Below are 24,672 nucleotides of genomic sequence, written 5' to 3' on the forward strand. Positions count from 1 at the left end.
CCCTCCCTCCCTCAGAAACCGAAGCGCGGTTGCGGGCCGATGACGAACATCGGAATGTAGGCGCTGCCGGACTCGCCGGCGATCGAACAGACCGCCAGTTGCTCGCGGTGGCGCGGCCGGGCGATGGTGCCATCGGGCATGACGACAGCTTCGGGATCGGAAATGTCGTAGCTGTCCTCCTCGAACGCCAGTTCGCGCGAGCGCCAGACGCCCTGCCCCTGCCCATCCGCGAAACCACCATCGAAGCCGCCCCCGCGGTAGACCCAGGGACGGCCGACTGCCCGCGCCTCCAGGGGAATGCCGCGGCCATCCGCCAGCGTGAGATCCAGCTTCATGCGATCGAACACGCGCGTGCCGGGCTGGAAGGTCACCGCATGCTCGATGCCGGTGACCTCGACCGGATCGGCCGTTCCTTCGCGAACTTCGCCCTCGGTATAGATGCGGCGCCCCTCGCCGTCCTCGATAAGCTGGACCGCTCCGCCCAGCACCCCCGCCTGGAAACCGGCATGAACGAGGAACAGCCCCTTGCCTCCGGTGCGCGATGCCGAGGCGACACCGCCCGCGCCGTCCGTTCCGGTCATCGGCTCGAACCCGCCGACGCCGGGGCGCACCCCCCAGCTGTGATCGCGCCAGCCGAACCAGTCGCCCGCGTCGAAACGCTCTCCTTCCACGGCGACATGACCGCTGATCCGGCCAAGCTGGTTGTAGCGCAAATAGTCGGTATGGAGCCGTCCATCCCCCCGCGAGACATGCGGATGCTCAAGCCGGGGCGGCAGCATGGCATCGAACCGGACATCCAGCGAAATGGGATAGTCCCCTGCCGCCAATTCGTATCGCAGCACCTTGAACGCCTCGATCACGGTCAGCGACAAGGGGCCGATCCGGGCCTCACTATCGGGCATGGGCCTGAGCTGGCGCGTAAGGCGGACGTTGTATTGGCGTGCCGAACGGGTCTGCACCATGGCAAAACCCTCGATCACGTTCATGTTCTTGAAAACGGAGATCCCGGCCAGGAAAGCCACTTCGCCATCGGCGCGGAAACCGCCCATCAGCTGGCGGTCGTAGAAGCGATGATCGGTGGAATGGACATGGTCGAAGGTCAGCGGCGCCTGATGGTGCAGCGTCTCGTCCAGCGGAGTCAGCACATCTCTCTCCCTCTTTATGTTCGAAGGCATATGAGCGAAGAATGGTAAGGTCAATACAAGTTCGCATGCATATCATTTGCATGGTTATATAGCACGTCCACTCAATTTTCTTGACAGCCTGACCGGGCAGTCGCATGCCAAGATGAGGTATTCGCGGATAAATGAGCATGATGGATTACATGGAAACCCCAGTCTCCAACCAGTTTCGTTTGGGTTTCCTCATCCACGATGTCTCGCGTCTGCGGCGCACTGTCATCGACAAGGCGCTGAAACCGCTCGGCATCACGCGTTCGCAGTGGTGGGTTCTGAGCAACCTGGCGCGCAACACCAGCCATGAGATGGTGCAGACCGAACTCGCCAACGTGCTGGACATCGGCAAGGTGGCGCTCGGCGGCCTGCTCGACCGGCTGGAGGCTGCGGGCTACATCGAACGCAAGGCCGATCCCGATGATCGCCGCGCAAAGCGCGTGGTCATGACCCGCAAGGGCGAGGAAGTGCTGGAACAGATGCAGGAACAGGGCACCGAACTCAACCGGGAAACCCTGCGCGACATTACCGAGCAGGAGGTGCGCCTCGCCGAAGACATCATGCACCGTATGAAAAAGCGGCTCATCGAGATGGACGCGGAACTGCGCAAAAACGGCAGCTGAACGCCGTACCGGTTCAGTTTCCCTTTCACCCAGACAGCGATCCAGCGCCGACATCGAGGCATCCGGACTCCGGAGCGGAGCATCGCGTCCACGATCGTTATATTACACTTATATAAATTTCACTTGCTTACTATTTACGAACGGATGTAACAGAAGACTCCTGCAACGTCGCGTACCTGCAAGCCGCAGGCGCGAAGGAAAAATAGGCATGGATCTTCCGACTGCCCCCGACGCTAATCGTTTCCGTCTCGGTTATCTCCTGCACGACGTCTCCCGTCTGCGTCGGACCGTCGTGGACAAGGCACTGAAACCGCTTGGCATTACCCGTTCTCAATGGTGGGTGCTGACCAACCTCTCGCGCAACAGCAGCCACGAAATGATGCAGACCGAGCTGGCCAATGTGCTGGATATCGGCAAAGTCGCGCTCGGCGGCCTGCTCGACCGCCTGGAAGCCTCCGGATATGTCGAGCGCAAGGCGGACCCGGTCGACCGGCGTGCCAAGCGCGTCGTGATGACGGCCGCGGGCGAGAAGGCGCTGGAAGGCATTCAGGCCCGCGCCGCGGCCCTTAACCGCGACATGATGGACTGCGTGACGGTCGAGGAAATCCTCTTCGCCGAAGTCGTGCTCCGCCGCATGAAGCACAACCTGATCGACATGGACGGCTGCAACCGGAAGCGCCCCTCGCAGAGCGCTCCGGCGCTTGACGGTTCTACAGAACCCGGCCGATCTGAAGCCGCATGATCTCCGCCGTACCCGCGAAAATGCGGTGAAGACGGCCGGCGGTGAAAAGCCGGGAAACCGGATATTCATGCATGTAGCCGGCGCCGCCATGAAGCTGCACGCACTGGTCCAGCACCCGTCCTTCCATTTCGGGAAGCCATAGCTTGGCCACGGTCGCCTCAGCCATGTCCACTTCCCCGGCCCGCAGATACGTGCGCAGACAGCGATCGATGTAGGCCTGCCCCACGTCGAGGTCGGCCTTCATGTCCGCCAGCTTGAACTGGGTATTCTGGAAATCGAAGATCGTCTGCCCGAAGGCCCTACGGTTCTTCACGAAATCGACAGTGAGATCGAAGGCGCGGGTGGCGGCGGCGTGGGCGATGATGCTCCACATCAACCGGTCCCGGTTCAGACTTTTCACCAGCACCTTGAAACCGCCATTCAGCGGGCCGAACAGGTTGCCCGCCGGCACCCGCAGGTTGTCGAACACGAGTTCGCCGTTGTTGGAGGCATGGCATCCCATTTTCTTGAGGATGCGCCCGATGCCCAGCCCGGCCCGCTCCCGCTCCACCAGGAACAGCGAGATTCCCCGCGCGCCCGCCGCCGGATCGGTCTTGCAGGCGACCATGAACAAGTCGGCATCGGCAATTCCCGAAATATAGGTCTTGGCGCCATTGATCACGTAATCGTCGCCATCGCGCACCGCCGTCGTGCAGATGGAGGCAAGATCGCTGCCCGAATCCGGTTCGGTCACGGTGAAGGCCAGCAGACATTCGCCTTTCACCATCTTCGGCAGCCACTTGCGCTTCTGCTCATCGGTGCCGAAGTCCATCAGCTGTTCGCACATCTGGTCGCGCTGAAAGGCTGGACCGATGCTGGCGCCCGAAACGGAATAGCCCATTTCCTGCGTCATCACGACGCGGTCCAGGAAATCGCCGCCGGGGCCGCCGTATTCTTCCGGTACGCCGATGCCCAGTATCCCCGCTTCGCCCGCCTTCAGCCAGAAACTGCGCGGGATTGCATGGTCCTCGTCCCATTGCTCAACGAAAGGGTCTGCCTGTGTCTCGAAGAAATGGCGGACGGTGCGGCGAAACTGCTCGTGACCATCGGCGAAGATGTCCGGATCGATTGCCAACGGCATGGTATGCGCTCTCCCAATCTTGTTTGCATTATCATTGTATGCATGATTACTAGATCGGCAAGCGAATTGGCAACGGCCGAAAACAGGCGAACGGGAGAAAACCATGGATCGAATTGCAGTCAGGCGGGAGCGGGGAATCTGCACGATCACCATCGACAGACCCGAACGGATGAACGCGATCGATGACATCATGACCCGGCAATTGACCGAGGTTTTCGAGGAACTTGAGAGCGATACGCAGACGCGGGTCGTGGTCATTGCAGGCAGCGGCAGGCACTTCTCCGCCGGCGGTGACATCGGCAATATCGCCGACTGGCTCTCTCCCGACCCGCAGGCACGCCATGACCGCTTCACCCAGGCCGTCACCGCGCTGTCCAAGCCACTGGCGCTGGCGCTTCAGCGCGTTCCCCAGCCGGTGATCGCTTCCGTCAGGGGCCATGCCATCGGGGTCGCGCTGCAACTGGTACTGCTCGCCGATCTCGTGGTGGCTTCGCAGACCGCAAGGTTCAGCCTGCCCCAACTCGATCTCGCCCACACCCCGGATCACGGCGAGAGCTGGAGCCTGCCCCGCAAGATCGGCCTCTCCCGCGCCTTGCAGATGTCGCTCATGGCCGAGCGGATCGACGCGGCGACGGCGGAACGCTTCGGGCTTGCGAACTGGGTCGTCGCCGATGAGGAACTGGAAACAAGGACCGCAGCGGTGGCGGAACGCATCGCCGCCGGCCCCGTCGCCGCCGCGCAAGGCGCAAAGCGGCTGTTCCATCAGGGCCAGGGCAGGACCCTTGCCGAAGCGATGGACGCAGAGATCGCCATGCTCGGCACAGTGGCGATGCAGGCGGACTTCGTGGAGGCCATCGCCGCCTTTACGGAAAAGCGCGCACCTCGTTTTCAGGGCACTTGACGCGAAGATGCGGCGCAGCCGGAACCTATCCGGCTACGCCGCACAAGTCACAGCGGCGTCACCCGCACGTTCATCTGGTAGACCCCCCGGAAGACCCAGACCGGCAGGAAGTCCAGCGCCTCGTCCAGAACCTCGATCTTCTTGACCTTGCGCAGCATCGCGCCAAGGAATTCGGTGAGTTGCATCTTGGCGAGGTTGTGCCCCAGGCAGAAATGTATGCCCGGTGCGAAAACCATCGAGGCGCGATTGTCGCGGGTGAAATCGATCTTGTCGGCGTTCTGGAAAACCGCCGGATCGCGGTTGGCCGAGGCGATCATCACGGCAACGACGTCGCCCTTGCGGATCGTATGGCCGTGCAGTTCGAAATCCTCGTAGACGAGACGCGGTTGCCCGCCGACCATCGAGATATAGCGCTGCAACTCGGTGACGATGTCCAGCGCCTTGTCCTGGTTCGCCTGCGCCCAGGCCCAGGCCTCCGGATCGCGAGCAAGGGCATCGACCGAGAGCGTGATCGTGTTCATCGTCGTATCGTGCCCGGCGACGATGGCGACATGCATCTGCGCCAGGATCTCGTCATAGGACAGCCGGTCCTCGCCCTCGGAGGCATGGAGCAGGCCGCTCAGGAAGTCTTCTCGCGGTTCTTCCCGGCGCTTTTCCAGCTCGATGGCAACCGCCTCGTTCATCTTTTCCAGCGCGTAGCTGGCTTTCTCCAACCGTTCCGCCGTTGGCACGGTCGCCCCGACGCCTTCCATCAGCCAAGTCGCCCAGTCGCGCAGTTGCGGCGTAAGTTCGGCGGGCATGCCCAGAAGCTGGAACAGCACGTCGCCGGTCATGGCCCGCGATATGCCTTCGTTGAATTCCAGTTCCCCCTCTTCGATCATCTTGTCGACCAGCGCCTCGGCACGCGCCCTTGCGTAAGACCGGAACCCTTCCACCACCTTGCGGTTCAGCGCCTTCATCAGCAGTGAGCGCAGTCGGGCATGGCGCTCCCCCTCGGTGCTGGTGATCCACAAGTCCGAATACTTGACGAGCGTGGCGATGCGCGTGTCCCACTCCTCGGGCGGGATCAGGTGAAAGACCGGGAACATGCGCCCGTCGTTGGTGACGGGAATCCGGCGCTGGAAGGCGTCCACCGCATCGGCGTGACGGGTGATGAACCAGCACCGCGACTGCTCGCTCCAGAAGACCGGCGTCTGCTCGCGAATGTGGTCAAGATCCTCGATCATGGCCTTGCCCCGCTCGCGCGGCGCATTGGTCAGATCGACGTCCTCAATGTCCTGAACGCCCATGATCGTCCTCTTCCCTTCTGTATCGCCGGGTCAGGCCACGGCCTGTTCTGCGTAGAGACTCTCGATCGTGTCTTCCCCGTAGCCCAGCGCCGCCAGCATCTCGCGCGTGTGGGCGCCGGGCATCGGGGCGGGCAGGTCGTTGCCCAGTTCGGAACGCGACATCGCAAAGGCCGTGCCGATCTCGTTGATCTGCCCGAACGCCGCGTGCCGCGTTGCACGCACGGTGCCGCGCGCGATGAGGTCGGGGTCGGTCAGGATTTGCTGCTCCTTGCCGTCGCGGCATTCCTCTACCCAGACGCCGTAAGGCTCCAGCGCCGCCTTGAGCGCGGCGATATCGAGCCCGGCCACGCGCCCGGCAATGGCCTGCTCCGCCGCTGTGCCCCAGGATTCCGGCGCATCGGCAAGGACCTCGTCCAGTTCCAGCCCGCGGCGCAGTCCCTTCGAAGCCCGCGCGCCGCGCGCCACGACGGCCACCCAGCCATCCTTTGCCCGGTACAGGCTTTCGAGCGGCGAATAGCCGCCGAGACCGGCACTGAGCGCGGGTATCCCCTCGAAGCTGCCGTCGGGCCGCTGGATCAATTCGGACAAAGTATAGATCCCCGCGTTGCACAGCGGCGATTCCAGCGAGACGCTACGCCCGGTCCGCTCGCGGTGGAGCAGAGCCGCCAGCACCGAGACCGATCCGATCATGCCCCCGGCGATGTCCACCAGGTTGGTCCGGTTCCAGCGCGGCGCATTGCCGGTGCCGGCCGCCTTCACCTCATGCCCGGTCCAGGCCTGCATCACCATGTCGAAACCCGCCTTGGCGGCTGACGGACCGTCGTTGCCGAAGGCCGGCGCCTCCAGCGCGATCAGCGCCGGATTGACTTGGGACAGGCTTTTCGGATCGACCCCCAGCCGCTGCGCCACGCCGGGGCGGAAGTTGTTCATCACCACGTCCGCCCCGCTGCACAGCCGCCGCACCACGGCCAGCCCTTCGGCATGCTTCAGGTCGACGGCGATCACCCGCTTGGCATGGTTGGCAACGGTGAAGGACTTGAAGATCGAGCGGTTGGGATCGCCCTGCTTCGCCTCGACTTTCACCACGTCGGCGCCGAGGTCGGCCAGCGCCACGCCTGCCAGCGGCCCGGCGACGAACGCGCCGCAATCGACCACGCGCAGGCCTTCCAGCGGCCTCGCTCCCTTGCGCGCTCGCTTTGGAGCGCCTTCTGCAAGCGGCCGGGCGCAAAAGGGCAGGCCGACGTGTTGGGTGCCGTCGGCCTGCCGCACAACGACGCCGTTGTGCAAAACCTGCGGATCGGACCAGCAGGCGCCCGGATTCTGCACTTCCTCTGCGGGCAGTCCGCGCTCCCAGATACGCGCGAGCAGTTCGTCGCAATCCTTGCGGGCGACATGGGCGGCGAGCAGATCGTAATCGCCGAAGAAGTCCTTCCGGCTCCCCCCCGGCCGGGGCATGCCGCTGTCCCCCGGCAGGACGGTGGGATCGTCGATCTCCAGCGCCTGATAGAACCCGTATTTCGAACCCGCGCCGCCGATCGCCATATGGATGAAGCGTTTGTCGCGGGTCTGGAAAATCAACGGGGCAACGCCGCGCGGAATCACGAAATCGGCCATCGGCGTGGGACTTTCAAGCCGCGCCCAATAAGTACCGATCCAGGGCAAGGCACCCTCGAAAAGCGAAGTCGTCACCCGCTGTCCCAGCCCCGATGCCTCGCGCTCGAACAAGGCGCCCAGCAAGCCGATCATTCCTTGCAGCGCCGCGCCGTAGCTGCCCGGTTCGAAGGCATTCACGATCGGCCGGTCGGGTTCCTGTTCCCAGACCAGACCGCTGCGCACTTGCGCCAGCAGTTCGGTGGAAGGGCCCACATAACGCGTCCCCTCCGGCCCGTCGGTGATGTCGAGCACGACGAGGTGGGGATAGCGATCCGCCAGCGCGGCACCGTCGCGGCGGCGGGGAAGATCGGGATGATCCTCCCCGCCGACGATGCAGGCGTCGGCACCGGCCAGCAGGGCATCCAGGTCTCCCGGAGCGCCGCTCCGGGCACGCGCATGCCATACCGCATAGGCCGGATAGACTGCCGCGAAGGGATCGCCGCCTTCGGGTTCGATCCGTGTCACTTCCGCCCCGAGTTCGGCCAGCATCTTGGCCGCGAGCGCGGGCGCCATGCCCACGCCGAGGTCGACGATCTTGAGGCCTTCCAGCAAACCGGCTGCAGTCATCGCCATTCCCCCTCGTTCAACGCGTGTAGCGGCGGCCCAGAACGTCCTTCATCAGTTCGGTCGCGCCTGCGAAGATGCGCTGCACGCGCGCGGCGGTGAACATGCGGCTGATCGGATGATCGTCCATCCACGCCTGTCCACCCCAGAGCTGGACACAGCTGTCGAGCGTGCGGAATTCCAGTTCCGTCAGCCAGATCTTCGCCATCGAGCTTTCCGCATCGGTGATCGTGTTGGTCGCCACCTTGCGCAGCAGCGAGTTGTAGAAGGCACGGCCCACCCGGATTTCCGTTTCCATCTGCGCGAGCACGAACTGGGTGTTCTGGAAATCGATCAGGCGTTGGCCGAACAGCCTGCGGGTCTGGCAATGCTCCAGGGTCATCTCGAAAGCCCGCTGCGCCGCGCCGATCGAGCGGGCGACGATCTGCAGGCGGTCCAGCGCCATGTTGGGCACGAACATCGCCGCCGCCCCGTTCTCCGGCCCGACGAGATTGCCGATCGGCACGCGCACGTCGTCGAAGAACAGTTCTCCGGTATCTCCCCCCTTGTAGCCCTGCGTGATCATGCGCTGCTGCGTGAAGCCGGGCGTGCCCTTCTCCACGATGATCATGCTCATGCCCTTGGCCTTCAGGTCCGGCGCGGTCTTGCACAGGACGTAAGTAACATCGGCCTTGGCGCCATTGGAGATGTAGATCTTGCTGCCGTTGATGACCCATTCGTCCCCATCGCGGACGGCAGTGGTCCGCGCGGCGAAAGCATCGGAGCCGGATTCCGCCTCGGTCATGCCCATGGCCTGCACGCAGTCGCCGGTGAGGATGCGCGGGAAGTACTTCCGCTTCTGCTCCTCGGTGCCGAAGTCCACCAGGAAATTGGTGCAGATATCGGTGCCGATGAACGAGCCGGCAGTCGCGCCCGCCGGAGAGTAGCCCAGCTCTTCCGCCGCCACCATGATCGAAAAGCGGTTGGCGCCTGGGCCGCCGTAGGATTCCGGAATGGTGGCGCCCAGAATGCCGTACTCACCGGCCTTGTTCCAGATCGCCCGGTCGGTTCCGGCTGCCTCGAACTCGCGATAGCGGGGTTCGACCTCGCGATCGAAGAAGGCGCGTACCGTGGTGCGGAACATGTCCATCTCGTCGCCGTAGGGGCTTTCTTCCGTCTCGAAATTGCGAGGGTCCAGCTTCAGGAAAACGCCGCTCATCCCTATCTCCCAATTTGATACACATGTTAATGATGTGCTTGTGATATATCAACTGTGGATTTCTGCCGGCTTTGAAACACTTTGACGGTTTCAAAATCCCGACAGCCCGATTCCGATGTTGTGATGAAGCACATGATACGCTAGCGCAATATGAAAATCATACGAAGGAGAGCGGCGATGTCGAACGAGGATCTGATCGGGCAGGTGGAAGCCTTCATGCTGGAACGGGTGATCCCTACCGAACAGGAACATCATCACCAGCTACAGAGCGCGCAGAATCGCTGGACGTATACGCCGATCCTGCGCCAGCTCCGCGCCGAGGCGAAGGCCAGGGGCCTGTGGCTGTTCCCGCTCCCCGAAGAGATCGGCGGACGCGGCCTGTCGCTCATGGACTATGCGCCGATCTGCGAGATCATGAACTGGTGCAATCACGGCCCGGAAGTGTTCAACTGCTACACCGGCACGATCTCCAACAGCACGGCGATGAACATCCATGCCTCTCCCGAGCTGCGCGAACGCTACCTGAAGCCGCTGGTGGACGGCGATATCCGGTCCTGCATCTCGATCACCGAGCGCAACGTCCCCTCCTCCGACCCCACCGATCTCAAGTTCGAGATTCGCCGCGAGGGCGACGAATATGTCCTCAACGGCGTGAAGAGCTGGGCCACCGGCGGCGCGATGGACGAGTGCAGCTTCTACCTCGTCCTCGGCGCGACCGACGTGAATGCCCCGCGCCACGCGCGGCATTCGATGGTGCTCGTCCCGCGTGAGGCGAAGGGCCTCAGCCTTGGCCGGATCGAGACCGTCATGGGTTATGACGACGCGCCGTTCGGGCACTGCGACCTCATCTTCGAAGACGTGCGCATTCCCGTGGCCAACCTGATCGGCAAGGAAGGCGAAGGCTTCCTGATGATGCAGTCGACCCTCGGCGTCGGACGCATCCAGCTCGGCATGGGCGCGATCGGCGCGGCGGAGCGGGCCATGATGGAAATGTGTTCCTGGGTCGAAAAGCGCATAATCGGCGGGCGTCCGCTGGTCGACCGGCAAGTGGTGACCGACGCCATCGCCCGCAGCCGTATCGATATCGATGCGTGCCGCGCCTTCATCGTCCAGACCGCACGCCGGATGCAGGAACAGGGCATGAAGGCCGTGCGCGGCGACATCGCCCAGCTCAAGGTCATGGCCCCCCACGTCGCGCTGAAAGTTCTCGACCGGGCCATGCAGTTCCACGGCGGGGCAGGCCTCAGCTACGATACGCCGCTGCCGGAAATGTGGGCCCACATGCGCACGGTGCGGATCGGCGAAGGCGCGGACGAAGTTCACCGCGAGACAATCGCCAAGCTCGAACTGCGCCGTCAGGGCGAATGGCGCGCGGCGAAGGACCGTGGCTGAAATGCGTTGACCCGGACGATCATACGAATATAGTTCGCATGCATATCATACTCCTGTGATCGGAGAATCGCTTCCATGAGCACGTCCCCCGAAACGCCGCTGCCGGCGTTTCCCTTCATCACTGTCGACGCGTCCGGCCAGCCGAGCCTGATCGCGCAGAAATGCACCGCCTGCGGGGCTGCCTATGCCGACAGCGAACGTGTCGCCTGCGGCCATTGCGGCGCGCGTTCCGATGCGCTCGTCCAGTTCATCCCCGCCACCGAGGGCACGCTGCATTCCGCCGTCATCGTCCGGCGCGGCTTTCCCGGCGTCGACGTGCCCTTCATCTCCGCCGTGGTCGATCTCGACGGCGGCCCGACGCTGAAAGGCACCTTGCGCAATACGGCCGGGTTCGAACCGGAACACGCCGCTCCCGGCCAGCGTGTGCGCGTGCGCTTCGACGATGCGCTGGGGCGCAAGGACAAGAACGGCAACAGCTACATCGCCCACTATTTCGAGCCGGTTCCGGCCTGAGGAGCGCCTATTCCATGAGCGACAGCATCTACATCGTCGGCATCGACATGATCGACTTCGGCCGCCACCCGCATCGCACCCCCGCCCAACTCGGCGCGCAGGCGGCGCTGGGGGCGCTGGACGAGGCCGACGTCACCATCCATGACATCCAGGCCGTGTTTTCCGGCAGCAACTATACCACCATGATCGGCCAGAAGGTGCTGCAGCAGATCGGCCAGACCGGGGTGCAGATCGTCAATCTCGTCAATGCCTGCTCCACCGGCGCCTCGGCCGTACGCATGGCCTATACCGCGATCAAGGCGGGCGAATTCGACACCGTGCTCTGCGTGGGCGTGGAACAGATGACCGGGCTGGGCATGCTGGGTGGTGCGGTTCCCGGCGCGATCCCCACGGAAGGCCTGCTCGGGTCGGCGACGATGCCGGCGGTGTTCGGCGAATCCGGCGTCGAATATGCCGCGCGAACCGGTGCGACGCAGGCGGATTTCGCGCAAGTGGCGGTCAAGAACCACTACAATGCAACGATGAATCCCAAGGCCTTTCTGCGCAAGGAAACCCCGCTGGACATGGTGCTGGAGGCCGAGACGATCGCCTGGCCGCTGACCAAGCTGATGTGCTCGGTCAATGTGGACGGGGCGGCCGCGGCGGTCGTCATGTCGGAACAGCAGGTGAAGCGGCGCGGACTGATGGACCGGGCCATCCGCATCCGCGCCTCGGCCATGGCCTCCGCCCCCTGGCAGGCGCGAGACCCGATCATGCACGACGTCAACGGCCCCACCCGGCTCGCCGCGCAGAAGGCCTATGCGATGGCGGGCATCGACCCGGCGGATCTCGATCTTGTCGAGCTGCATGATTGTTTCGCCTCGGTGGAACTCCAGCACTACGAGAACCTGGCGCTTTGCGGCGAAGGCGAAGGCGTGCGCATGATCCGCGAGGGAGCGACCGACCTTGGGGGCCGGATCCCCGTCAACGTCTCGGGCGGCCTGCTGTCGAAGGGACACCCCATCGCGGCCACGGGCATCGCCAACATGTACGAAATCGCCCTGCACTTGCGGGGGAAGGCCGGACAGCGCCAGGTCAAGGACGCGAAGATCGGCATGACCCATGTCGTCGGCTTGGGCACCAGCGCGGCGGTGCATATCCTCGAAAAAGCCTGACCCCTTGCATTTCGGCTCCCCAGCAGGAACCGGGGAGCCGAAAACCGTTCCAGACTCTGTGGCGATCGCCCTTCGACGATAGCCCTTTAACGATATTGGCCGGGAGCGCTCAGTTTGGTAACCTCCGGCTGAAGGCCCTGAATGCCGCAGCCAGTCCAGGCGATCACGTCGCCCGCCTCCGCCATGGCTTCCAGCGGGGGCAGCTCCGGGTTCCACAGGCGCGCCTGTATCCGGCGCCCGTTGATCCCGTCCGACGCATCGGACGCCAGGAACGTCATCGGCGGCCCCATGATTTCCGGAGGCAGGACGGCGGAGCGGTCAATGCCCATCTCGTCGGTCATGCGCGAGCCGCAGCCGCCGCCCGGCACCAGCACATTGGCGGTGACCCCGCTCCCGGCAAGATCGTTCGCCATGATCGCGGTTTCCGCCTCCAGCCCCGCCTTCGAGGCACCATAAAGCGAACTGCGCAGCATCGTGTCGAGGCTGGTGGTATTGGCCACGATCCGCCCCCAGCCCCGCTGCTTCATCTGGTCCACCAGACGGATCGCCAGCATCATCGGCGCCACCGTGTTGATCGCCAGATAGCGCTCGATGATCGAGCGATCCGAACGCCAGAAGCGGTAGGGATTGACGAGGTAGTCCTTGGACACCTCGTTGATCGCGATGCCCGCGTTGTTGACGAGAATGTCCACCCGGCCGAAACGGTCCATGGCCTTCGCCGCGAGCTTTTCCGCCTCGCCCGCCACGGCAAGGTCAGCGACGATGTGATCGACGCGCGCAGCGCCCATCTCCCGGCATTCCGCCGCCGTGGCCACCAGCGTATCCTCGCTGCGGGAGGACAGGATCAGGCTGTGCCCGTCCCGCGCCAGCGCATGCGCCATGATACGTCCCAGTCCCCGGCCTCCGCCGGTCAGCAGCACTACACGGCTCATGGCAATCCTCCCTCGGTCAAGTGTCAGGCGGCGACGGGAACCGGAGCATCGAGCGCGACCAGCTGCCGGGCGATCTCCGCCGCGTAGAGTTCGACATTGGCATCCTTCACATGGCCGTAGCCCTTCACCATGTCGGGAAGCTCGGCGATCGCGGCGATCTGTGACTGGGTGGCAGGAGACAGGCGCGGCAGCAGGCGCTCGATCAGGTCGCGATATTCGCCGATCAGGCGTCGCTCCATCCGCCGTTCGGCGGTCTTGCCGAAGACGTCGAGCACGCCGCCGCGCAGGCCCTTCATTTTCGCCAGAACCTTGAACCAAGTGAAGATCCAGGGCCCGAACTCGATCTTCCTCGGCTCGCCGCCCGGCTTGGCGGGACGGGCGATCAGCGGCGGCGCAAGCTGCACTTTCAGCTTGTAATCGCCTTCGAAGGCCTGCTCCAGCCGCTCGCGGAATTCGGGAGCGCTGTAGAGGCGGGCCACCTCGTACTCGTCCTTGTAGGTCATGAGCTTCGACAGGTAGCGCGCCACCGCGGTCGTGACCTTGAGGTCGCCGCCAAGCCCGGCGGCTTCCTCGGCAGCGCGGACGCGGCCGACGAAACCGGCGTAGTCCTGCGCATAGGCGGCGTTCTGATAGTCGGTCAGATGCCGGACGCGGCGCGCGAGCAGGCTGTCCAGATCCTGCGAAAGCGGTTCCTGCACCGAATGGATGCCAGTGCGCGCAATGTATTCTTGCAGCAGCGCCGAATCGTGCGCGGCCAGCCGTCCCCAGTTGAACACCTGGAGGGTGGACTTCACCTGCGAGCCGTTGAGCTTGATCGCCTCCTCGATCGAACCGAGGCTGAGCGGCACGAAGCCCTTCTGCACCGCATAGCCCAGCATGAACATATTGGTGGTAATGCTGTCGCCCATCAGTTTGGTGGCGATCTGGGTGGCGTCGATCCCCTCGACATGCTCGCCGACGACGCCGCGCAGCACGTCGAGCTGCATTTCCGGTCCAAAGTTGATCGCGTTGTTCGACTGGAACTGCGCGGTCGGCACGACTTCGGTGTTCACGATGATCTGCGTGTCTGGCGCCACCATGTCCAGCGTCGCCGGGCTGGTGGTGACCACCATGTCGCAGCCGATGACGAGATTGGCGGACTGGTTCCACAGCCTCGGCGCGTGAAGCTGCTCGGGCGAAGGCGCGATGCGGATATGACTGAGGACACCGCCGCCCTTCTGCGCCATGCCGGTCATGTCCATGACCGATGCACCTTTGTTATCGAGATGCGCGGCCATGCCGGCAATCGCGGCGACGGTCAGAACGCCGGTTCCGCCGATCCCGGTAAGCAGGATATTGTAGACATCGTCATGCCGCGCGCGCGACGGGGCCGGGATGCCCGCGAAGACGCCGACCAGTTCCTCGTCCCGGAACGCGGCGCCGAACTTGCGCGGTTCCCCGCCCAATACGCTGACGAACGAGGGGCAGAAGCCGTCTTGGCAGGAGAAGTCCTTGTTGCACTGGGACTGGTCGATCTTGCGCTTGCGACCGAACTCGGTGTCCACCGGCTGAACCGAGACGCAGTTCGATTTCTTGCTGCAATCGCCACAGCCCTCGCAGACTTCCTGGTTGATGAAGACGCGCTTGGGCGGGTTGGGGAACTTGCCGCGCTTGCGGCGGCGGCGCTTCTCGGCCGCGCAAGTCTGGTCGTAGATGATCGCCGAGACGCCCGGCAGCTTCTGCATCTCGCGCTGGACCTCTTCCAGTTCGCGGCGATGGCGGATCGTCGTGCCTTCGGGCCAGCGGATGCCGGCTGGGTACTTCTCCGGCTCATCGGTGACGATGACTACCGGCTTCACGCCTTCCCAGAAGACCTGGTTCGCCATGGATTCGACCGTCAGCGTACCGTCGACCGGCTGGCCGCCGGTCATGGCGACGGCATCGTTGTAGAGCAGCTTGTAGGTCATCGTCGCGCCGCTGGCGACGGCGGCGCGGATTGCGAGCAGGCCGGAATGGAAGTAGGTACCGTCACCGATGTTCTGGAACGCGTGGGGCACTTCGATGAAGGGGTGAAGACCCGCCCAGAGCATTCCTTCGCCGCCCATCTGCGCGGACCATTCGGTCGGCCGGTCCGGCATGAACATGGCGGAGAGGCCATGACAGCCGACGCCCGCGAACGTCAGGCTGCCATCGACCGTACGGGTCGACGTATTGTGCGGACAGCCCGAGCAGAAGAAGGCTGTCCGCATTAGGCCGGTGGGCTTTATCGCATGGACTTTCGATTTGGCCTCGCGAATGCGGGCGATGCGCTCGGCAAGCGCTTCGTCGGCGATCCCCAGCGCCTCGATCCGGGCAATCAGCACGTCGATCGCGAGATGCACCGTCGTCTCGCCGAAATCGGGCACCAGCCGCGCGCCGCTCGGGTCGGTCTTGCCGGTAATGTCGGGCCGCTCGTCGGCACGCATGGCGTAAAGCAGCGAGACGAGTTGCTCTTCGATGAAGGCGCTCTTTTCCTCCACCACCAGCACTTCGCGGTGGCGCCGCGCGAAAGCGGTGGCGCCTTCCGGCTCGACCGGGAAAGTCATGCCCAGCTTGTAGAGCCGGATGCCGAGCGCACGGGCCCGGTGTTCGTCGATGCCCAGTTCGTTCAGCGCCTCGCGCACGTCGAGATAGGGCTTGCCTGCGGTGACGATCCCCAGTTCGCGACGATCGGAATCAAAGATCACCTTGTCGAAGCCGTTGGCCCGCGCGAAAGCCTGCGCGGCGGGCAGCTTGTACTCCACCATGCGCCGCTCGATCGGCAGCGGCATGATATCGCCCTTGAGCTTGTTGAGACCGCCCGGCGGCATCCCGAAGTCCGGCAGCACCGGCAGCGAACGCGCGGGATCGACGTCCACGGTGGACGTGCGCTCGATGGTGTCGGTCACGACCTTGAAGGCCGTGTAGACCCCGGCAAAGCGCGACATGCTCCATCCCAGCAGGCCGTAGTCGAGATATTCCTGCGTATTGGCCGGATAGAGGATCGGCATCAGCGCCGCCTTCCAGACCGGGTCCGACGAAGTCGCCGTCACCGTGGACTTGCCGCCGGTATCGTCGCCGCCGATCACCAGGACCCCGCCGTGCTTTGCGCTGCCTTCGAGATTGGCCTGGCGCATTACCTCGAACCCGCGATCGACGCCGAGGTTCTTGGCGTACCAGATCGCGAAGACGCCGTCGTACTTGGCCTGGGAATAGTAATGGAGCCACTGCGTCCCGCGGATCGAGGTCAGCGCGAGTTCCTCGTTCACGCCGGGCTGGAAGCGGATGTGGTTCTCCTTCAGCAATGCCGAGGCAGCCCAGAGATTGCTGTCGTAGATGCCGAGCGGCGAACCGCGATAGCCGGTGATGAACCCTGCCGTGTTCAGGCCTGCCGCCAGATCGCGCTGGCGCTGCATCATCGGCAGGCGTACCAGCGCCTGGTTGGAGGAGATGTAGATCCTCCCTTCATCCTGAGTGTACTTGTCGTCGAGACGAACCGCGGTCTTGGTCATGGCGTGATATCCAGCAAGCGGGCGGCATTGCCGCCGAGGATGGCTTTGCGATCGGCTTCGGCAAGTCCGGTGGCCGCGAGGAAGCCGGGAAGGTCGGTCTGGCCGATCTCGGTGGGACCGTCGCTGCCCGCGACGATCCGGTCCGCACCGAAACGCGCGGCAAGGTAAGCGAGGTTTTCCGGCGAGAAGACGACAGTGTCGTACCAGAAGCGCCGGGCATATTCGGTCGGCGGCTCCTTGAGCACGCCCTGCATGGCAGCGGGGAACTTGCGCCAGACCAACTCCATCCGGTCGATGACCGAGCCGATCATGCCGCCGCCGTGAGCCAGGACGATCCGCAACTTCGGAAAGCGGGCGAAGATGTCGGTGGCCATGAAGCCCGCCAGCGCCATGGTCCCTTCGTAGGGAATGCCGACGACCGCGGCCATCAGCGCCGGTCCTTCGATACGCTCGGAAAGGCCGGGCCTGATGCCGTGGATGAACAGCGGCAACCCATGCCGCTCTGCCGCTGCCAGCACCGGATGGAACCGTTCGGAAGCGATCGACACGCCGTTGACGTGACTGCCGACAAACAGCCCAGAAAGGCCGAGCGCGGCGACCCGCCCCACTTGCTCCGCCGCCCGCATCGGGTCCTGAAGCGCGAGAATGCCCATGGCCTTCAGGCGTCCGCCCGACTGCATGACCATGTCGGCCCCGGCCCGGTTGATCGCATCGGTCAGAATCACGCCCGCCTCGGGCACCAGCCAGTACGATAGCAGCTCAGGCAGGGGAGACATCACCTGCACATCGACGCCCGCGGCATCCATCGCCGCGATCCGGGCCTCCACGTTCCAGTAGAGCGGCTCGAAGTCGCGGAACCTGCCCTCCCCCACGAACATCGTCGCGCCGCCATTCGCCACCGGGACCAGCGAAGGCCAGGCGGATTCGTCGATCCCTGCAGGCTTCGCCGGAAACCGGGCGGGAATGAAATGGGTGTGGAAGTCGACGAGCATGGCGCGTCCTTCCTTCACATCATCCATTGGGCACCGTTGATCGAATGGATCTGGCCGTTGACCGCCCCCGCGTCGTCGCTCGCCAGGAATGCGACGTAGGCAGCGACTTCGTGCATCTCGGTAAAGCGTTGCGAGGGAATTTCGCGCCGGGCGACCTCGCGCGGGTGAACGCTCATCTTGTACTTGGCGAGCGTTTCCGGATCGTCGGCCATCATTGCCTGCAGATCCTCGGTCAGCACGCCGCCCGGCGAGACCACGTTGAAGGTCACCCCCTCCTTTGCGAATTCGAAGGCGAGGCCAGTGACCATTGCATGAACCCCGCCCTTCGCCGCGTTGTAGCCCGCATGGCTGTAAGTGCCGGTGTGAACGGAGTCCGCGCCGATATTGATGACCCGCCCGTGCTGTCGCGCGATCATGCCGGGCAGGAAGGCGCGGGTGCACCAGATCGTGGTCCACAAATTGCGGTCGATCGTCTGGCGCAGCGTTTCAGGCGTATGCTCCAGGAACGGCCGGATCACCCCGCCGCCTGCATTGTTGACCAGGATGTCCGCCCGGCCGTGAACATCGAGCGTCGCCGCAAGCAACCCTGCCGCGCCCTCCTCGACACTGAGGTCGGCGGCATGGCCTACTGCGCGCGGCGATCCGGCCGCCGCAAGTTCCGCGCAAAGCGCCTCCAGTCCGTCTCCGTGAATATCGGACACGACCAGCGCCGCGCCTTCCCGTGCCAGCCGCAGCGCGATGGCCTTGCCAATTCCCCTTGCCGATCCGGTGACGACGGCGATTTTCCCTCCCAGTCTCGCCATCGGATCAGCCCGTCACCAACCCGGGGAACTTTGCGGCGTGAACCGTTTCCGGCACCGCATCCCACAAGTCGAGGTTCGCCGGGTCCGCCGACATGCGGCGCGGCTCGCGAGCGCCGGTTTCGGGAAACTGCTCCATTCCCAGCGTATATTCCCAGACGAAGTAGTCCGGATCATAAATGTAGAGATGAATACTGCCAGATGTCGGATGACGGCCGATGCCGAACTGGATCTGGACATCGAAACGCTTGATCCGGTTGAACAGCTTGCCGATATCGTCGATCGTGTTGACCATGAAAGCCAGGTGATGGAACGAGGGCTTGGGCGCCGGGAACTGCAAGGGCGCGAAGCTGTGGTGGTTGGGATTGGGCCAGGCCCGCAGCAGCGAAGCCTTCCATCCTTCCAGATAGTCCGAGACGAGAAAGCCCATGTTCTCGACCATGTAGTCGGTCACGTCCTTGCAGTCGGGAATGACGAGGCCGTAATGCTTGCCGCCCTGAAAATCGGTCAGCGTATTGGTGCGTGGCACCGTGGTGTAGTTCATCCGGGAATAGTATTCCCAGACCGTGTTCAACTTCGGCTCGACGATGCGGAACGCCCGTTCCAGCCCCAGCATGTCGGCCTCGTCCTGCGGAATGAGCTGCGGCGCCAAACCGATACGCTGGTAATGCGCCAGCGCGCGGTCCAGATCTTCCTCGCTCTCGAGTTCCCAGCTCGACCGGACGAAGCCCGGCTTTTCTCCGGGGATCAGCATGATGTCGTGATGCGAGGGACCGACGCGGAAGAAGCGGGCGCCGCCGCCCCCCTCTCCCGACTGGTCCATCCCGAAGACGTCCGTGGCGAACGCGGTGGATTTCTCGATGTCGCTCACTTGAAGAGCAAGATAACCGAGACGGCGATAACGAAAATCGACACCCATTGTACTGTCCTTGCCCGTCACAGAATGATGGTGAGCCGCCCCTGGTTGTAGAGGCTGTTGAGATCGAGCACGCAGCGCTTGTGGCGGATCCGCGTGCCGCCATCGGCATGGACGAGTGTGAAGAACGCCTCGCCCATGTAGATCGTGCTGGTATCTTCCTTGGTGCGGAACACCGCGAAGTTGGCGCGTGCCTTGGTCTCCTCGCCCTCGCCACCGAGGACGCGGACGTTGGAAATCATGTGTCGCGTCTTGGAGCGAGGATACTCGGCATGGGCCGTCTTCTTGGTGAGCCGGATGGCCCGGCCGCGAATACGGTCGATGCGGTCCGAGATCAGGAACAAGGTGTTGCGCGCATCGGCACCGGCCGGGTTCTCGCAGGCCGGCGAGGTCACTTCGTAAAGTGCATCTTCGGTATAAAGCTCCGCCCATTGCTCGGTCTCCCACGCGTCGAGCAATTCCGCTTCGTAGAACAGGAAATCCTCTACCTCTGCCCGGTTCATCGTCATTTTTCTTTATCCGTTCGATTTCACTTCGAGGCTGTCGATGCCGCGCATCACGCGGTCCCACATCGTCCAGTACCCCTGCATCTGGATCTCGTCGTCCGGCGCCCCTTCCGCGTAGAGCGGGTTTTCGGCCTTGCCGAAGCCCTTGGAGATCTCGCTCCATTCGATCGGCGTGTGGTCGGCGGCGTCCTGGCATATTTCCAGCATCTCGATGTCGTCGGGCGAGCCGAAACCCGCCGGGCCGAGGAACGAGACGAAATTGTCGAGGCGCAGCGCGCGCAGTTCCTCGCTCTCGTCGTCTGGCCCCATGGCCCAGGCGGTGACGCGGATCTTGTTTTCGGATTCCGGCTCGATGATGCGCACCGTCACCGAGAGAATGTCGTTGATGACCAGGTTGGGGAAGATCACGAGGTTCTTCTGGGTTTCAGCGATGTACTTCGCGCGTTCCTCGCCCAGCCGGCTGACGAGATTGGCATAGCGCGCCTCGATCTCGTCCTTGGTGTTCAGCCCCATGGACGGCAGCCACTGCGCCACCGGACGACCGGTGGGCACGTAGGAATCGAGCACGGCATGGCCATTGCCCAGCGCCCGCGCGCAGCCCGCCGTGTTGTAGGTCGCCAGCGTCTTGTCGATCAGGCCCTCGCCCGGCGTGCCCACCATCTGATCGCGCAAGTAGTCGAAGTAGGAGGCATGGACCGGGAACAGATGATAGCCGTCGTAGCTGTTCTCGCAGAGCAGCTTGTAGTTGGCCCGGATCGAATAAGTATGTTCGCCCGAGAGGATGATCTGCTGCCCCTCGGTCTGGTCCATCAGCGCGTCGATCTGGTCGCGCGCGCCGTCGAGGTAATCGTACAGCGAGATGGCATTGGGGTTGTAGTTGACGAACCAGAAGCCCCGGTACTGCTCCAGCCGTTCCACCGAGCGCAAATCGAGGTGACCGTCGGCATTGATGCCTTCCGCATAGCCGGTCTGCGCATTCTGCGAGACCAGCCCGCCTTCCGAGCTGAAGACCCAGCCATGGTACGGGCAGGTGAAGTTGCGCGCGTTGCCGGTACGCTCGCGGCAGACTTTCGCGGCGCGGTGCGTGCAGGTGTTGTAGTGCGCCCGCACCTCTCCCTTCTTGTCGCGGATGAAGATCAGGTCGCGCCCGCCGACGCGCCGTGCGTGGAAATCGCCCTTCTTCTTCAGCTCGGTATCGTGCCCGACATAGAGCCAGCACTTGGCGAAGATCTGCTGCTTTTCCTGCTCGAACACTTCCGCGCTGCGATAGGCATCGCGGTGGACGCGGAAACTGCCCTTTTGCGGATCAGACTGTACCAATTCCTGGCGGATAGGATCGTACAGCGCCATGGTCACTCTCCTTGATCTGGTCGAATCTTATGCTCGAATCCAATATATTCGCCCACACATGATACGCATGCGCACTTTTTTCGCAACTGTTTGCACGCGGTTTTTCTGATTAATCCGTCGCAATCACGATCTTGCCGCGCACATGTCCGGCCATGCTGGCGCGAAGAGCCTTGGCGGCATGGGCGAAGGGGTGGATTTCCGCGATCTCCGGCGACAGCAGGCCGGCCTCCACCAGCGCCGCAATCTCGCGCATTTGCGCGCCGTTCGGACGCACGCGGACCTTGTAGGCCCGCACGCCGCCGACGTCCTCGAAATCCGGTGCCTTGGGTCCACCGGCGATCCGGATGACCGAACCGCCGGACTTCACCAGCGACCACAACCCCGCCTCCTGCGAGTTGCCGACCAGATCGAGCAATATGTCGAATTCCGCCTCTCTCGCGCCGGGTCGCTCGACCCGGAAATCGACGACATCCTCGGCGCCCAGTGTCCGCACGTAAACGGCATTCGCGGCCGAGGCGGTTCCGGTGACCAGCCCTCCTTTCGCCTTGACGATCTGCACTGCCACGCTCCCTACCCCGCCCGCGGCGTTGTGAACCAGGACGTGAAGACCGGAAAGATCGCGCCCGTCCGCCAGTAGGCCCTGCAAGGCGGTAAGCGCCGCAAGCGGAAGCCCTGCCGCTTGCACGAGATCGATGGCGGGCGGCAGCGGCGCGCATTTCGCCTCATCGAGCACGATCGCTTCGGCATAGCTTCCCGTCAGCCCCGGATGCGCGAAGGCGGGATCGCCCACTTCCCAGCCCTCCACGCCCTCCCCAACGGCGTCGACGGTCCCGGCGACGTCGCCGCCGGGCACCAGCGGCAGCGGCGGCAGCACCGGCGCCTTGCCGCTGAGGAGCTTCCAGTCCACCGGATTGACGCCGATCCCCCGCACACGCAGGCGGATCTGCCCCGGTCCGGGTTCCGGCAGGTCTACCTCGTCGATCGTCAGTTGCTCCGGGCCGCCGAACGCATGTGCGCGGATGATCTTCATCGCCGGTCTCCGATCAGGGATTCACGAAAGTGTCGCGCTCGATTCCAGCGTTGTAGCCGGACGCGGCGAGTGCATGGCGGAGTGGTCCCTCGACCTCGCTGGCGTCGCGCGAGGCAGCCGCGCGCGGACCATGCTTCCAGCCGTCGCCCACCGTATATCCGAAGCCCCACGCTTCCGCGAAAATGCGGCCGGTGATGTCGGCAGCGGCAGGACTGGACAAGAACGCCACGAGCGCGGCGATCCATTCGGGATCGCGCCGCTCCAGCATCTCGCCCGACACTTCGCGGAGCCCTTCGGTCATGCGCGTCTGCGCACGCGGCGCCAGCGCGTTCACGGTCACGCCGATGCGGGACAGCTCCCGCGCGGCGATCAACGTGAAGGAGGCGATACCGGCCTTCGCGGCTCCGTAATTGGCCTGCCCGATATTGCCGAACAGGCCGGAGCCGGAACTGGTATTGATGATGCGCGCATCGCGCTGACGCCCAGCCTTGCTCTCGATCCGCCAGTAATTCGCCGCGTGGTGGCACGGCGCGAACGTGCCCTTGAGGTGGACCTTGATGACGAGGTCCCAATCGTCCTCGCTCATGTTCACCATCATCCGGTCGCGCAGGATACCGGCATTGTTGACGAGGATATCGAGCCCGCCGAACGTGTCGATTGCCTGCTGGATCATCTCCTGCGACTGCTGCCAGTCGGATACGTCCGCGCCGTTGACCACGGCTTCGCCGCCGGCCTTGCGAATCTCGTCGACCACTTCCTGCGCGGGAGTCAGGTCCGCGCCGTCGCCCGCCGCACTGCCGCCAAGGTCGTTGACGACCACTTTCGCGCCCTCTTCCGCCAGCTTGAGCGCATAGGCCCGGCCCACGCCGCGCCCCGCGCCCGTCACGATCGCCACCCGTCCATCACAAATGCCCATCGGCCCCTCCATCCTTTCCCGTAAAAATAGAACGCATCTTGATTGTGTGGTTGCAAACTATATGCTTCATGGCTTATTTGAGCGCAAGGGAGCTGTCAACGGGCAGTGCCGCAGCGGCGGAAGAGACCGCGGACCAGCGGACCGAAAGGAAGAGGGATGGCGGAGGAAATCTTTGAGAAAATGGCGCTGACGCCGCCGGATGAGTATCCGTTCCACGCAACGCCCTACCCCATGTCCTATGTGCCGAATTCCGATCCGGCCTGGGACGACGGCTACTATTTCCTGGCCTACGACCTGGAGAGCGGGGCCTCGATCTGGACGGGCATGCGCATCGCGCCCAACAGCAACATCATCGGCGGCTATGCCAACAGCAACATCGGCGGCGTCCAGCGCGCCTTGCGCCTCAGCCGGATCTGGCGGGACGACTATTCGGTGGCAATCGGTCCGCTGCGCTACGAATTCACCGAGCCGCTCCGCACCGTCCGCCTGATCTGCGAAGAGAACGAATCGCAGATCGCCTTCGACATCACCTGGAAGGGCCTTTCGCCCTGCCACCTCGCCATGCATCACCGCGCCGTCCGCGCGGGCCGTTTCACCACGGATCAGAGCCGCTACCATCAGGTCGGCCAGTGCACCGGGTGGATGGAAGTCGCGGGAAGGCGCTTCGACATGCCGCAGGAAGCCCCATGGGGCGGTTCGCGCGACAGGTCGTGGGGCATCTATGAAAGCCGTCCCCCGCTGGGGGTCTCACCGCAATGGCTGCCGCCCACCGAAATCCCGGGCGTGCACCGCGCGCTGCGTTTCTCCTGCTTTCTCGAAGCGGAGGAACTGTCTTCCTACTTCCATTTTCACGAAGGCCCGGAAGGCGAGCGCACCGTGCTCAACGACGCCTTCGGAGTGCCGTTCGAGGGATCGATCGATTTCGGCTGGGACGACGGAAAACTGCTCCTGACCGACTACGATCACCAGCTCGAATGGCGCCCCGGCACCCGGTCGGTAACGAAAGGTGTCGTCACGCTGAAGGACGCCGGGGGCGAGCGCTGGACAGTGGAGCTGGACTGCCCGCAGCCACCCCACGTGCTCGGCCAGATCGGCTATCACGTCGGCGCCTGGCATGACGGCGGCACCATCCACACCTGGCACGGCCGCAGCCCGGCACTGGAATGGGACGAATTCGACTTCTCGCAGCAGCCCTGCGAGCATCGCTTCCCCGGCAACGGCGAGATCAGGACCGTCTACGGCGTGGAGCACTATGCCCGCGTCAGGCTCACCGCGCCGGACGGCCGCGTCCGCCACGGCCGCGCCCAGTTCGAGGTGTTCCTGAACGGCCGTTACAGCCCTTATGGCTTCGAGGCCCACGGCAACCACGGCGGCCTCACCGGGCGCGGCATCGCCTGACA

The 24,672-nt window shown here is 64.1% G+C and carries 21 protein-coding genes; 7 read left to right on the forward strand and 14 right to left on the reverse strand.

From position 1 onward, the window contains the following. Nucleotides 1-11: 11 nt before the first annotated feature. Nucleotides 12-1,145: an Rv3169 family protein gene (locus AC4D6D_RS16245; RefSeq protein ID WP_491328117.1), complete on the reverse strand. Its 1,134-nt coding sequence runs from the start codon at nucleotides 1,143-1,145 to the stop codon at nucleotides 12-14. A gap of 161 nt (nucleotides 1,146-1,306) precedes the next feature. Here AC4D6D_RS16245 and AC4D6D_RS16250 point away from each other — a divergent pair, with 161 nt between their 5' ends. Next, nucleotides 1,307-1,795 carry a MarR family winged helix-turn-helix transcriptional regulator gene (locus AC4D6D_RS16250; RefSeq protein WP_491328118.1) on the forward strand — a complete coding sequence of 163 codons (489 nt, stop codon included), beginning with the start codon at nucleotides 1,307-1,309 and terminating at the stop codon, nucleotides 1,793-1,795. Nucleotides 1,796-2,135: 340 nt separating this feature from the next. Then, nucleotides 2,136-2,537, forward strand: coding sequence for a MarR family winged helix-turn-helix transcriptional regulator (locus tag AC4D6D_RS16255; RefSeq protein WP_491328119.1), 402 nt, complete (start codon nucleotides 2,136-2,138; stop codon nucleotides 2,535-2,537). Here the strand turns inward: AC4D6D_RS16255 and AC4D6D_RS16260 are convergent. Then, complete coding sequence (locus AC4D6D_RS16260; protein WP_491328120.1) at nucleotides 2,506-3,657, reverse strand: acyl-CoA dehydrogenase family protein; 1,152 nt, start codon at nucleotides 3,655-3,657, stop codon at nucleotides 2,506-2,508. The two genes, AC4D6D_RS16255 and AC4D6D_RS16260, sit on opposite strands and share 32 nt — an antisense overlap. A 103-nt stretch (nucleotides 3,658-3,760) precedes the next feature. Between AC4D6D_RS16260 and AC4D6D_RS16265 the strand changes: the two genes are divergently transcribed. Continuing rightward, on the forward strand, nucleotides 3,761-4,558 hold the full coding sequence (locus AC4D6D_RS16265; RefSeq protein WP_491328121.1) for an enoyl-CoA hydratase/isomerase family protein: 798 nt from the start codon (nucleotides 3,761-3,763) through the stop codon (nucleotides 4,556-4,558). A gap of 47 nt (nucleotides 4,559-4,605) precedes the next feature. Here AC4D6D_RS16265 and AC4D6D_RS16270 read toward each other — a convergent pair whose 3' ends face one another. From AC4D6D_RS16270 to AC4D6D_RS16280, 3 genes are read right to left on the reverse strand one after another with little or no spacing between them, the layout of a single operon-like run. Next, entirely contained in the window at nucleotides 4,606-5,847 is a 1,242-nt protein-coding gene (locus AC4D6D_RS16270; protein WP_491328122.1) for a cytochrome P450, read from the reverse strand. A gap of 30 nt (nucleotides 5,848-5,877) precedes the next feature. Further along, the gene (locus AC4D6D_RS16275; RefSeq protein ID WP_491328123.1) at nucleotides 5,878-8,067 is read right to left on the reverse strand and encodes a CoA transferase; all 2,190 of its coding nucleotides are present in this window, start codon (nucleotides 8,065-8,067) and stop codon (nucleotides 5,878-5,880) included. A gap of 16 nt (nucleotides 8,068-8,083) precedes the next feature. Further along, nucleotides 8,084-9,262, reverse strand: coding sequence for an acyl-CoA dehydrogenase family protein (locus tag AC4D6D_RS16280; protein ID WP_491328124.1), 1,179 nt, complete (start codon nucleotides 9,260-9,262; stop codon nucleotides 8,084-8,086). Nucleotides 9,263-9,439: 177 nt separating this feature from the next. Between AC4D6D_RS16280 and AC4D6D_RS16285 the strand changes: the two genes are divergently transcribed. The 3 genes from AC4D6D_RS16285 to AC4D6D_RS16295 all read left to right on the forward strand — a co-directional run bounded on the left by AC4D6D_RS16285 (nucleotide 9,440) and on the right by AC4D6D_RS16295 (nucleotide 12,321). Next, on the forward strand, nucleotides 9,440-10,654 hold the full coding sequence (locus AC4D6D_RS16285; RefSeq protein WP_491328125.1) for an acyl-CoA dehydrogenase family protein: 1,215 nt from the start codon (nucleotides 9,440-9,442) through the stop codon (nucleotides 10,652-10,654). A gap of 75 nt (nucleotides 10,655-10,729) precedes the next feature. After that, nucleotides 10,730-11,167, forward strand: coding sequence for a Zn-ribbon domain-containing OB-fold protein (locus AC4D6D_RS16290; protein ID WP_491328126.1), 438 nt, complete (start codon nucleotides 10,730-10,732; stop codon nucleotides 11,165-11,167). 14 nt (nucleotides 11,168-11,181) lie between these two features. Further along, nucleotides 11,182-12,321, forward strand: coding sequence for a thiolase family protein (locus AC4D6D_RS16295; protein WP_491328127.1), 1,140 nt, complete (start codon nucleotides 11,182-11,184; stop codon nucleotides 12,319-12,321). 86 nt (nucleotides 12,322-12,407) lie between these two features. Here the strand turns inward: AC4D6D_RS16295 and AC4D6D_RS16300 are convergent, their stop codons facing one another. The 9 genes from AC4D6D_RS16300 to AC4D6D_RS16340 all read right to left on the reverse strand — a co-directional run bounded on the left by AC4D6D_RS16300 (nucleotide 12,408) and on the right by AC4D6D_RS16340 (nucleotide 23,272). Further along, nucleotides 12,408-13,253, reverse strand: coding sequence for an SDR family oxidoreductase (locus AC4D6D_RS16300; protein WP_491328128.1), 846 nt, complete (start codon nucleotides 13,251-13,253; stop codon nucleotides 12,408-12,410). 23 nt (nucleotides 13,254-13,276) lie between these two features. After that, nucleotides 13,277-16,762 (reverse strand): indolepyruvate ferredoxin oxidoreductase family protein, encoded by a 3,486-nt coding sequence (locus tag AC4D6D_RS16305; RefSeq protein ID WP_491328129.1) that lies wholly within the window; start codon nucleotides 16,760-16,762, stop codon nucleotides 13,277-13,279. Beyond that, a complete protein-coding gene (locus tag AC4D6D_RS16310) occupies nucleotides 16,759-17,754 on the reverse strand; it encodes an amidohydrolase family protein (protein ID WP_491328130.1) in 996 nt (331 codons plus the stop codon). Before AC4D6D_RS16310 ends, AC4D6D_RS16305 begins: the two co-directional genes overlap by 4 nt. A gap of 14 nt (nucleotides 17,755-17,768) precedes the next feature. After that, on the reverse strand, nucleotides 17,769-18,557 hold the full coding sequence (locus AC4D6D_RS16315) for an SDR family NAD(P)-dependent oxidoreductase (RefSeq protein WP_491328131.1): 789 nt from the start codon (nucleotides 18,555-18,557) through the stop codon (nucleotides 17,769-17,771). Between the two features lie 4 nt (nucleotides 18,558-18,561). Continuing rightward, nucleotides 18,562-19,473 carry a VOC family protein gene (locus AC4D6D_RS16320; RefSeq protein ID WP_491328132.1) on the reverse strand — a complete coding sequence of 304 codons (912 nt, stop codon included), beginning with the start codon at nucleotides 19,471-19,473 and terminating at the stop codon, nucleotides 18,562-18,564. Nucleotides 19,474-19,490: 17 nt separating this feature from the next. Further along, the gene (locus AC4D6D_RS16325) at nucleotides 19,491-19,973 is read right to left on the reverse strand and encodes an aromatic-ring-hydroxylating dioxygenase subunit beta (protein ID WP_491328133.1); all 483 of its coding nucleotides are present in this window, start codon (nucleotides 19,971-19,973) and stop codon (nucleotides 19,491-19,493) included. A 12-nt stretch (nucleotides 19,974-19,985) separates the two neighbouring features. Next, complete coding sequence (locus AC4D6D_RS16330; protein WP_491328134.1) at nucleotides 19,986-21,326, reverse strand: aromatic ring-hydroxylating oxygenase subunit alpha; 1,341 nt, start codon at nucleotides 21,324-21,326, stop codon at nucleotides 19,986-19,988. A gap of 109 nt (nucleotides 21,327-21,435) precedes the next feature. Further along, nucleotides 21,436-22,356: an NADP-dependent oxidoreductase gene (locus AC4D6D_RS16335; protein WP_491328135.1), complete on the reverse strand. Its 921-nt coding sequence runs from the start codon at nucleotides 22,354-22,356 to the stop codon at nucleotides 21,436-21,438. Nucleotides 22,357-22,369: 13 nt separating this feature from the next. Beyond that, nucleotides 22,370-23,272 (reverse strand): SDR family oxidoreductase, encoded by a 903-nt coding sequence (locus AC4D6D_RS16340; RefSeq protein ID WP_491328136.1) that lies wholly within the window; start codon nucleotides 23,270-23,272, stop codon nucleotides 22,370-22,372. 156 nt (nucleotides 23,273-23,428) lie between these two features. Between AC4D6D_RS16340 and AC4D6D_RS16345 the strand changes: the two genes are divergently transcribed. Continuing rightward, nucleotides 23,429-24,670, forward strand: a complete 1,242-nt coding sequence (locus tag AC4D6D_RS16345; RefSeq protein ID WP_491328137.1) for an Rv3169 family protein — start codon at nucleotides 23,429-23,431, stop codon at nucleotides 24,668-24,670. Nucleotides 24,671-24,672: the final 2 nt, after the last annotated feature.

It is taken from the genome of Novosphingobium sp. BF6 (genome assembly GCF_058273105.1).

Coding starts and splice junctions, on each gene's coding strand:
- AC4D6D_RS16250 (WP_491328118.1), top strand. CDS start 1,307: ATGAGCATGATGGATTACATGGAAACCCCAGTCTCCAACCAGTTTCGT.
- AC4D6D_RS16260 (WP_491328120.1), bottom strand. CDS start 3,657: ATGCCGTTGGCAATCGATCCGGACATCTTCGCCGATGGTCACGAGCAG.
- AC4D6D_RS16265 (WP_491328121.1), top strand. CDS start 3,761: ATGGATCGAATTGCAGTCAGGCGGGAGCGGGGAATCTGCACGATCACC.
- AC4D6D_RS16270 (WP_491328122.1), bottom strand. CDS start 5,847: ATGGGCGTTCAGGACATTGAGGACGTCGATCTGACCAATGCGCCGCGC.
- AC4D6D_RS16275 (WP_491328123.1), bottom strand. CDS start 8,067: ATGACTGCAGCCGGTTTGCTGGAAGGCCTCAAGATCGTCGACCTCGGC.
- AC4D6D_RS16280 (WP_491328124.1), bottom strand. CDS start 9,262: ATGAGCGGCGTTTTCCTGAAGCTGGACCCTCGCAATTTCGAGACGGAA.
- AC4D6D_RS16285 (WP_491328125.1), top strand. CDS start 9,440: ATGTCGAACGAGGATCTGATCGGGCAGGTGGAAGCCTTCATGCTGGAA.
- AC4D6D_RS16290 (WP_491328126.1), top strand. CDS start 10,730: ATGAGCACGTCCCCCGAAACGCCGCTGCCGGCGTTTCCCTTCATCACT.
- AC4D6D_RS16295 (WP_491328127.1), top strand. CDS start 11,182: ATGAGCGACAGCATCTACATCGTCGGCATCGACATGATCGACTTCGGC.
- AC4D6D_RS16300 (WP_491328128.1), bottom strand. CDS start 13,253: ATGAGCCGTGTAGTGCTGCTGACCGGCGGAGGCCGGGGACTGGGACGT.
- AC4D6D_RS16305 (WP_491328129.1), bottom strand. CDS start 16,762: ATGACCAAGACCGCGGTTCGTCTCGACGACAAGTACACTCAGGATGAA.
- AC4D6D_RS16310 (WP_491328130.1), bottom strand. CDS start 17,754: ATGCTCGTCGACTTCCACACCCATTTCATTCCCGCCCGGTTTCCGGCG.
- AC4D6D_RS16315 (WP_491328131.1), bottom strand. CDS start 18,557: ATGGCGAGACTGGGAGGGAAAATCGCCGTCGTCACCGGATCGGCAAGG.
- AC4D6D_RS16320 (WP_491328132.1), bottom strand. CDS start 19,473: ATGGGTGTCGATTTTCGTTATCGCCGTCTCGGTTATCTTGCTCTTCAA.
- AC4D6D_RS16325 (WP_491328133.1), bottom strand. CDS start 19,973: ATGAACCGGGCAGAGGTAGAGGATTTCCTGTTCTACGAAGCGGAATTG.
- AC4D6D_RS16330 (WP_491328134.1), bottom strand. CDS start 21,326: ATGGCGCTGTACGATCCTATCCGCCAGGAATTGGTACAGTCTGATCCG.
- AC4D6D_RS16335 (WP_491328135.1), bottom strand. CDS start 22,356: ATGAAGATCATCCGCGCACATGCGTTCGGCGGCCCGGAGCAACTGACG.
- AC4D6D_RS16340 (WP_491328136.1), bottom strand. CDS start 23,272: ATGGGCATTTGTGATGGACGGGTGGCGATCGTGACGGGCGCGGGGCGC.
- AC4D6D_RS16345 (WP_491328137.1), top strand. CDS start 23,429: ATGGCGGAGGAAATCTTTGAGAAAATGGCGCTGACGCCGCCGGATGAG.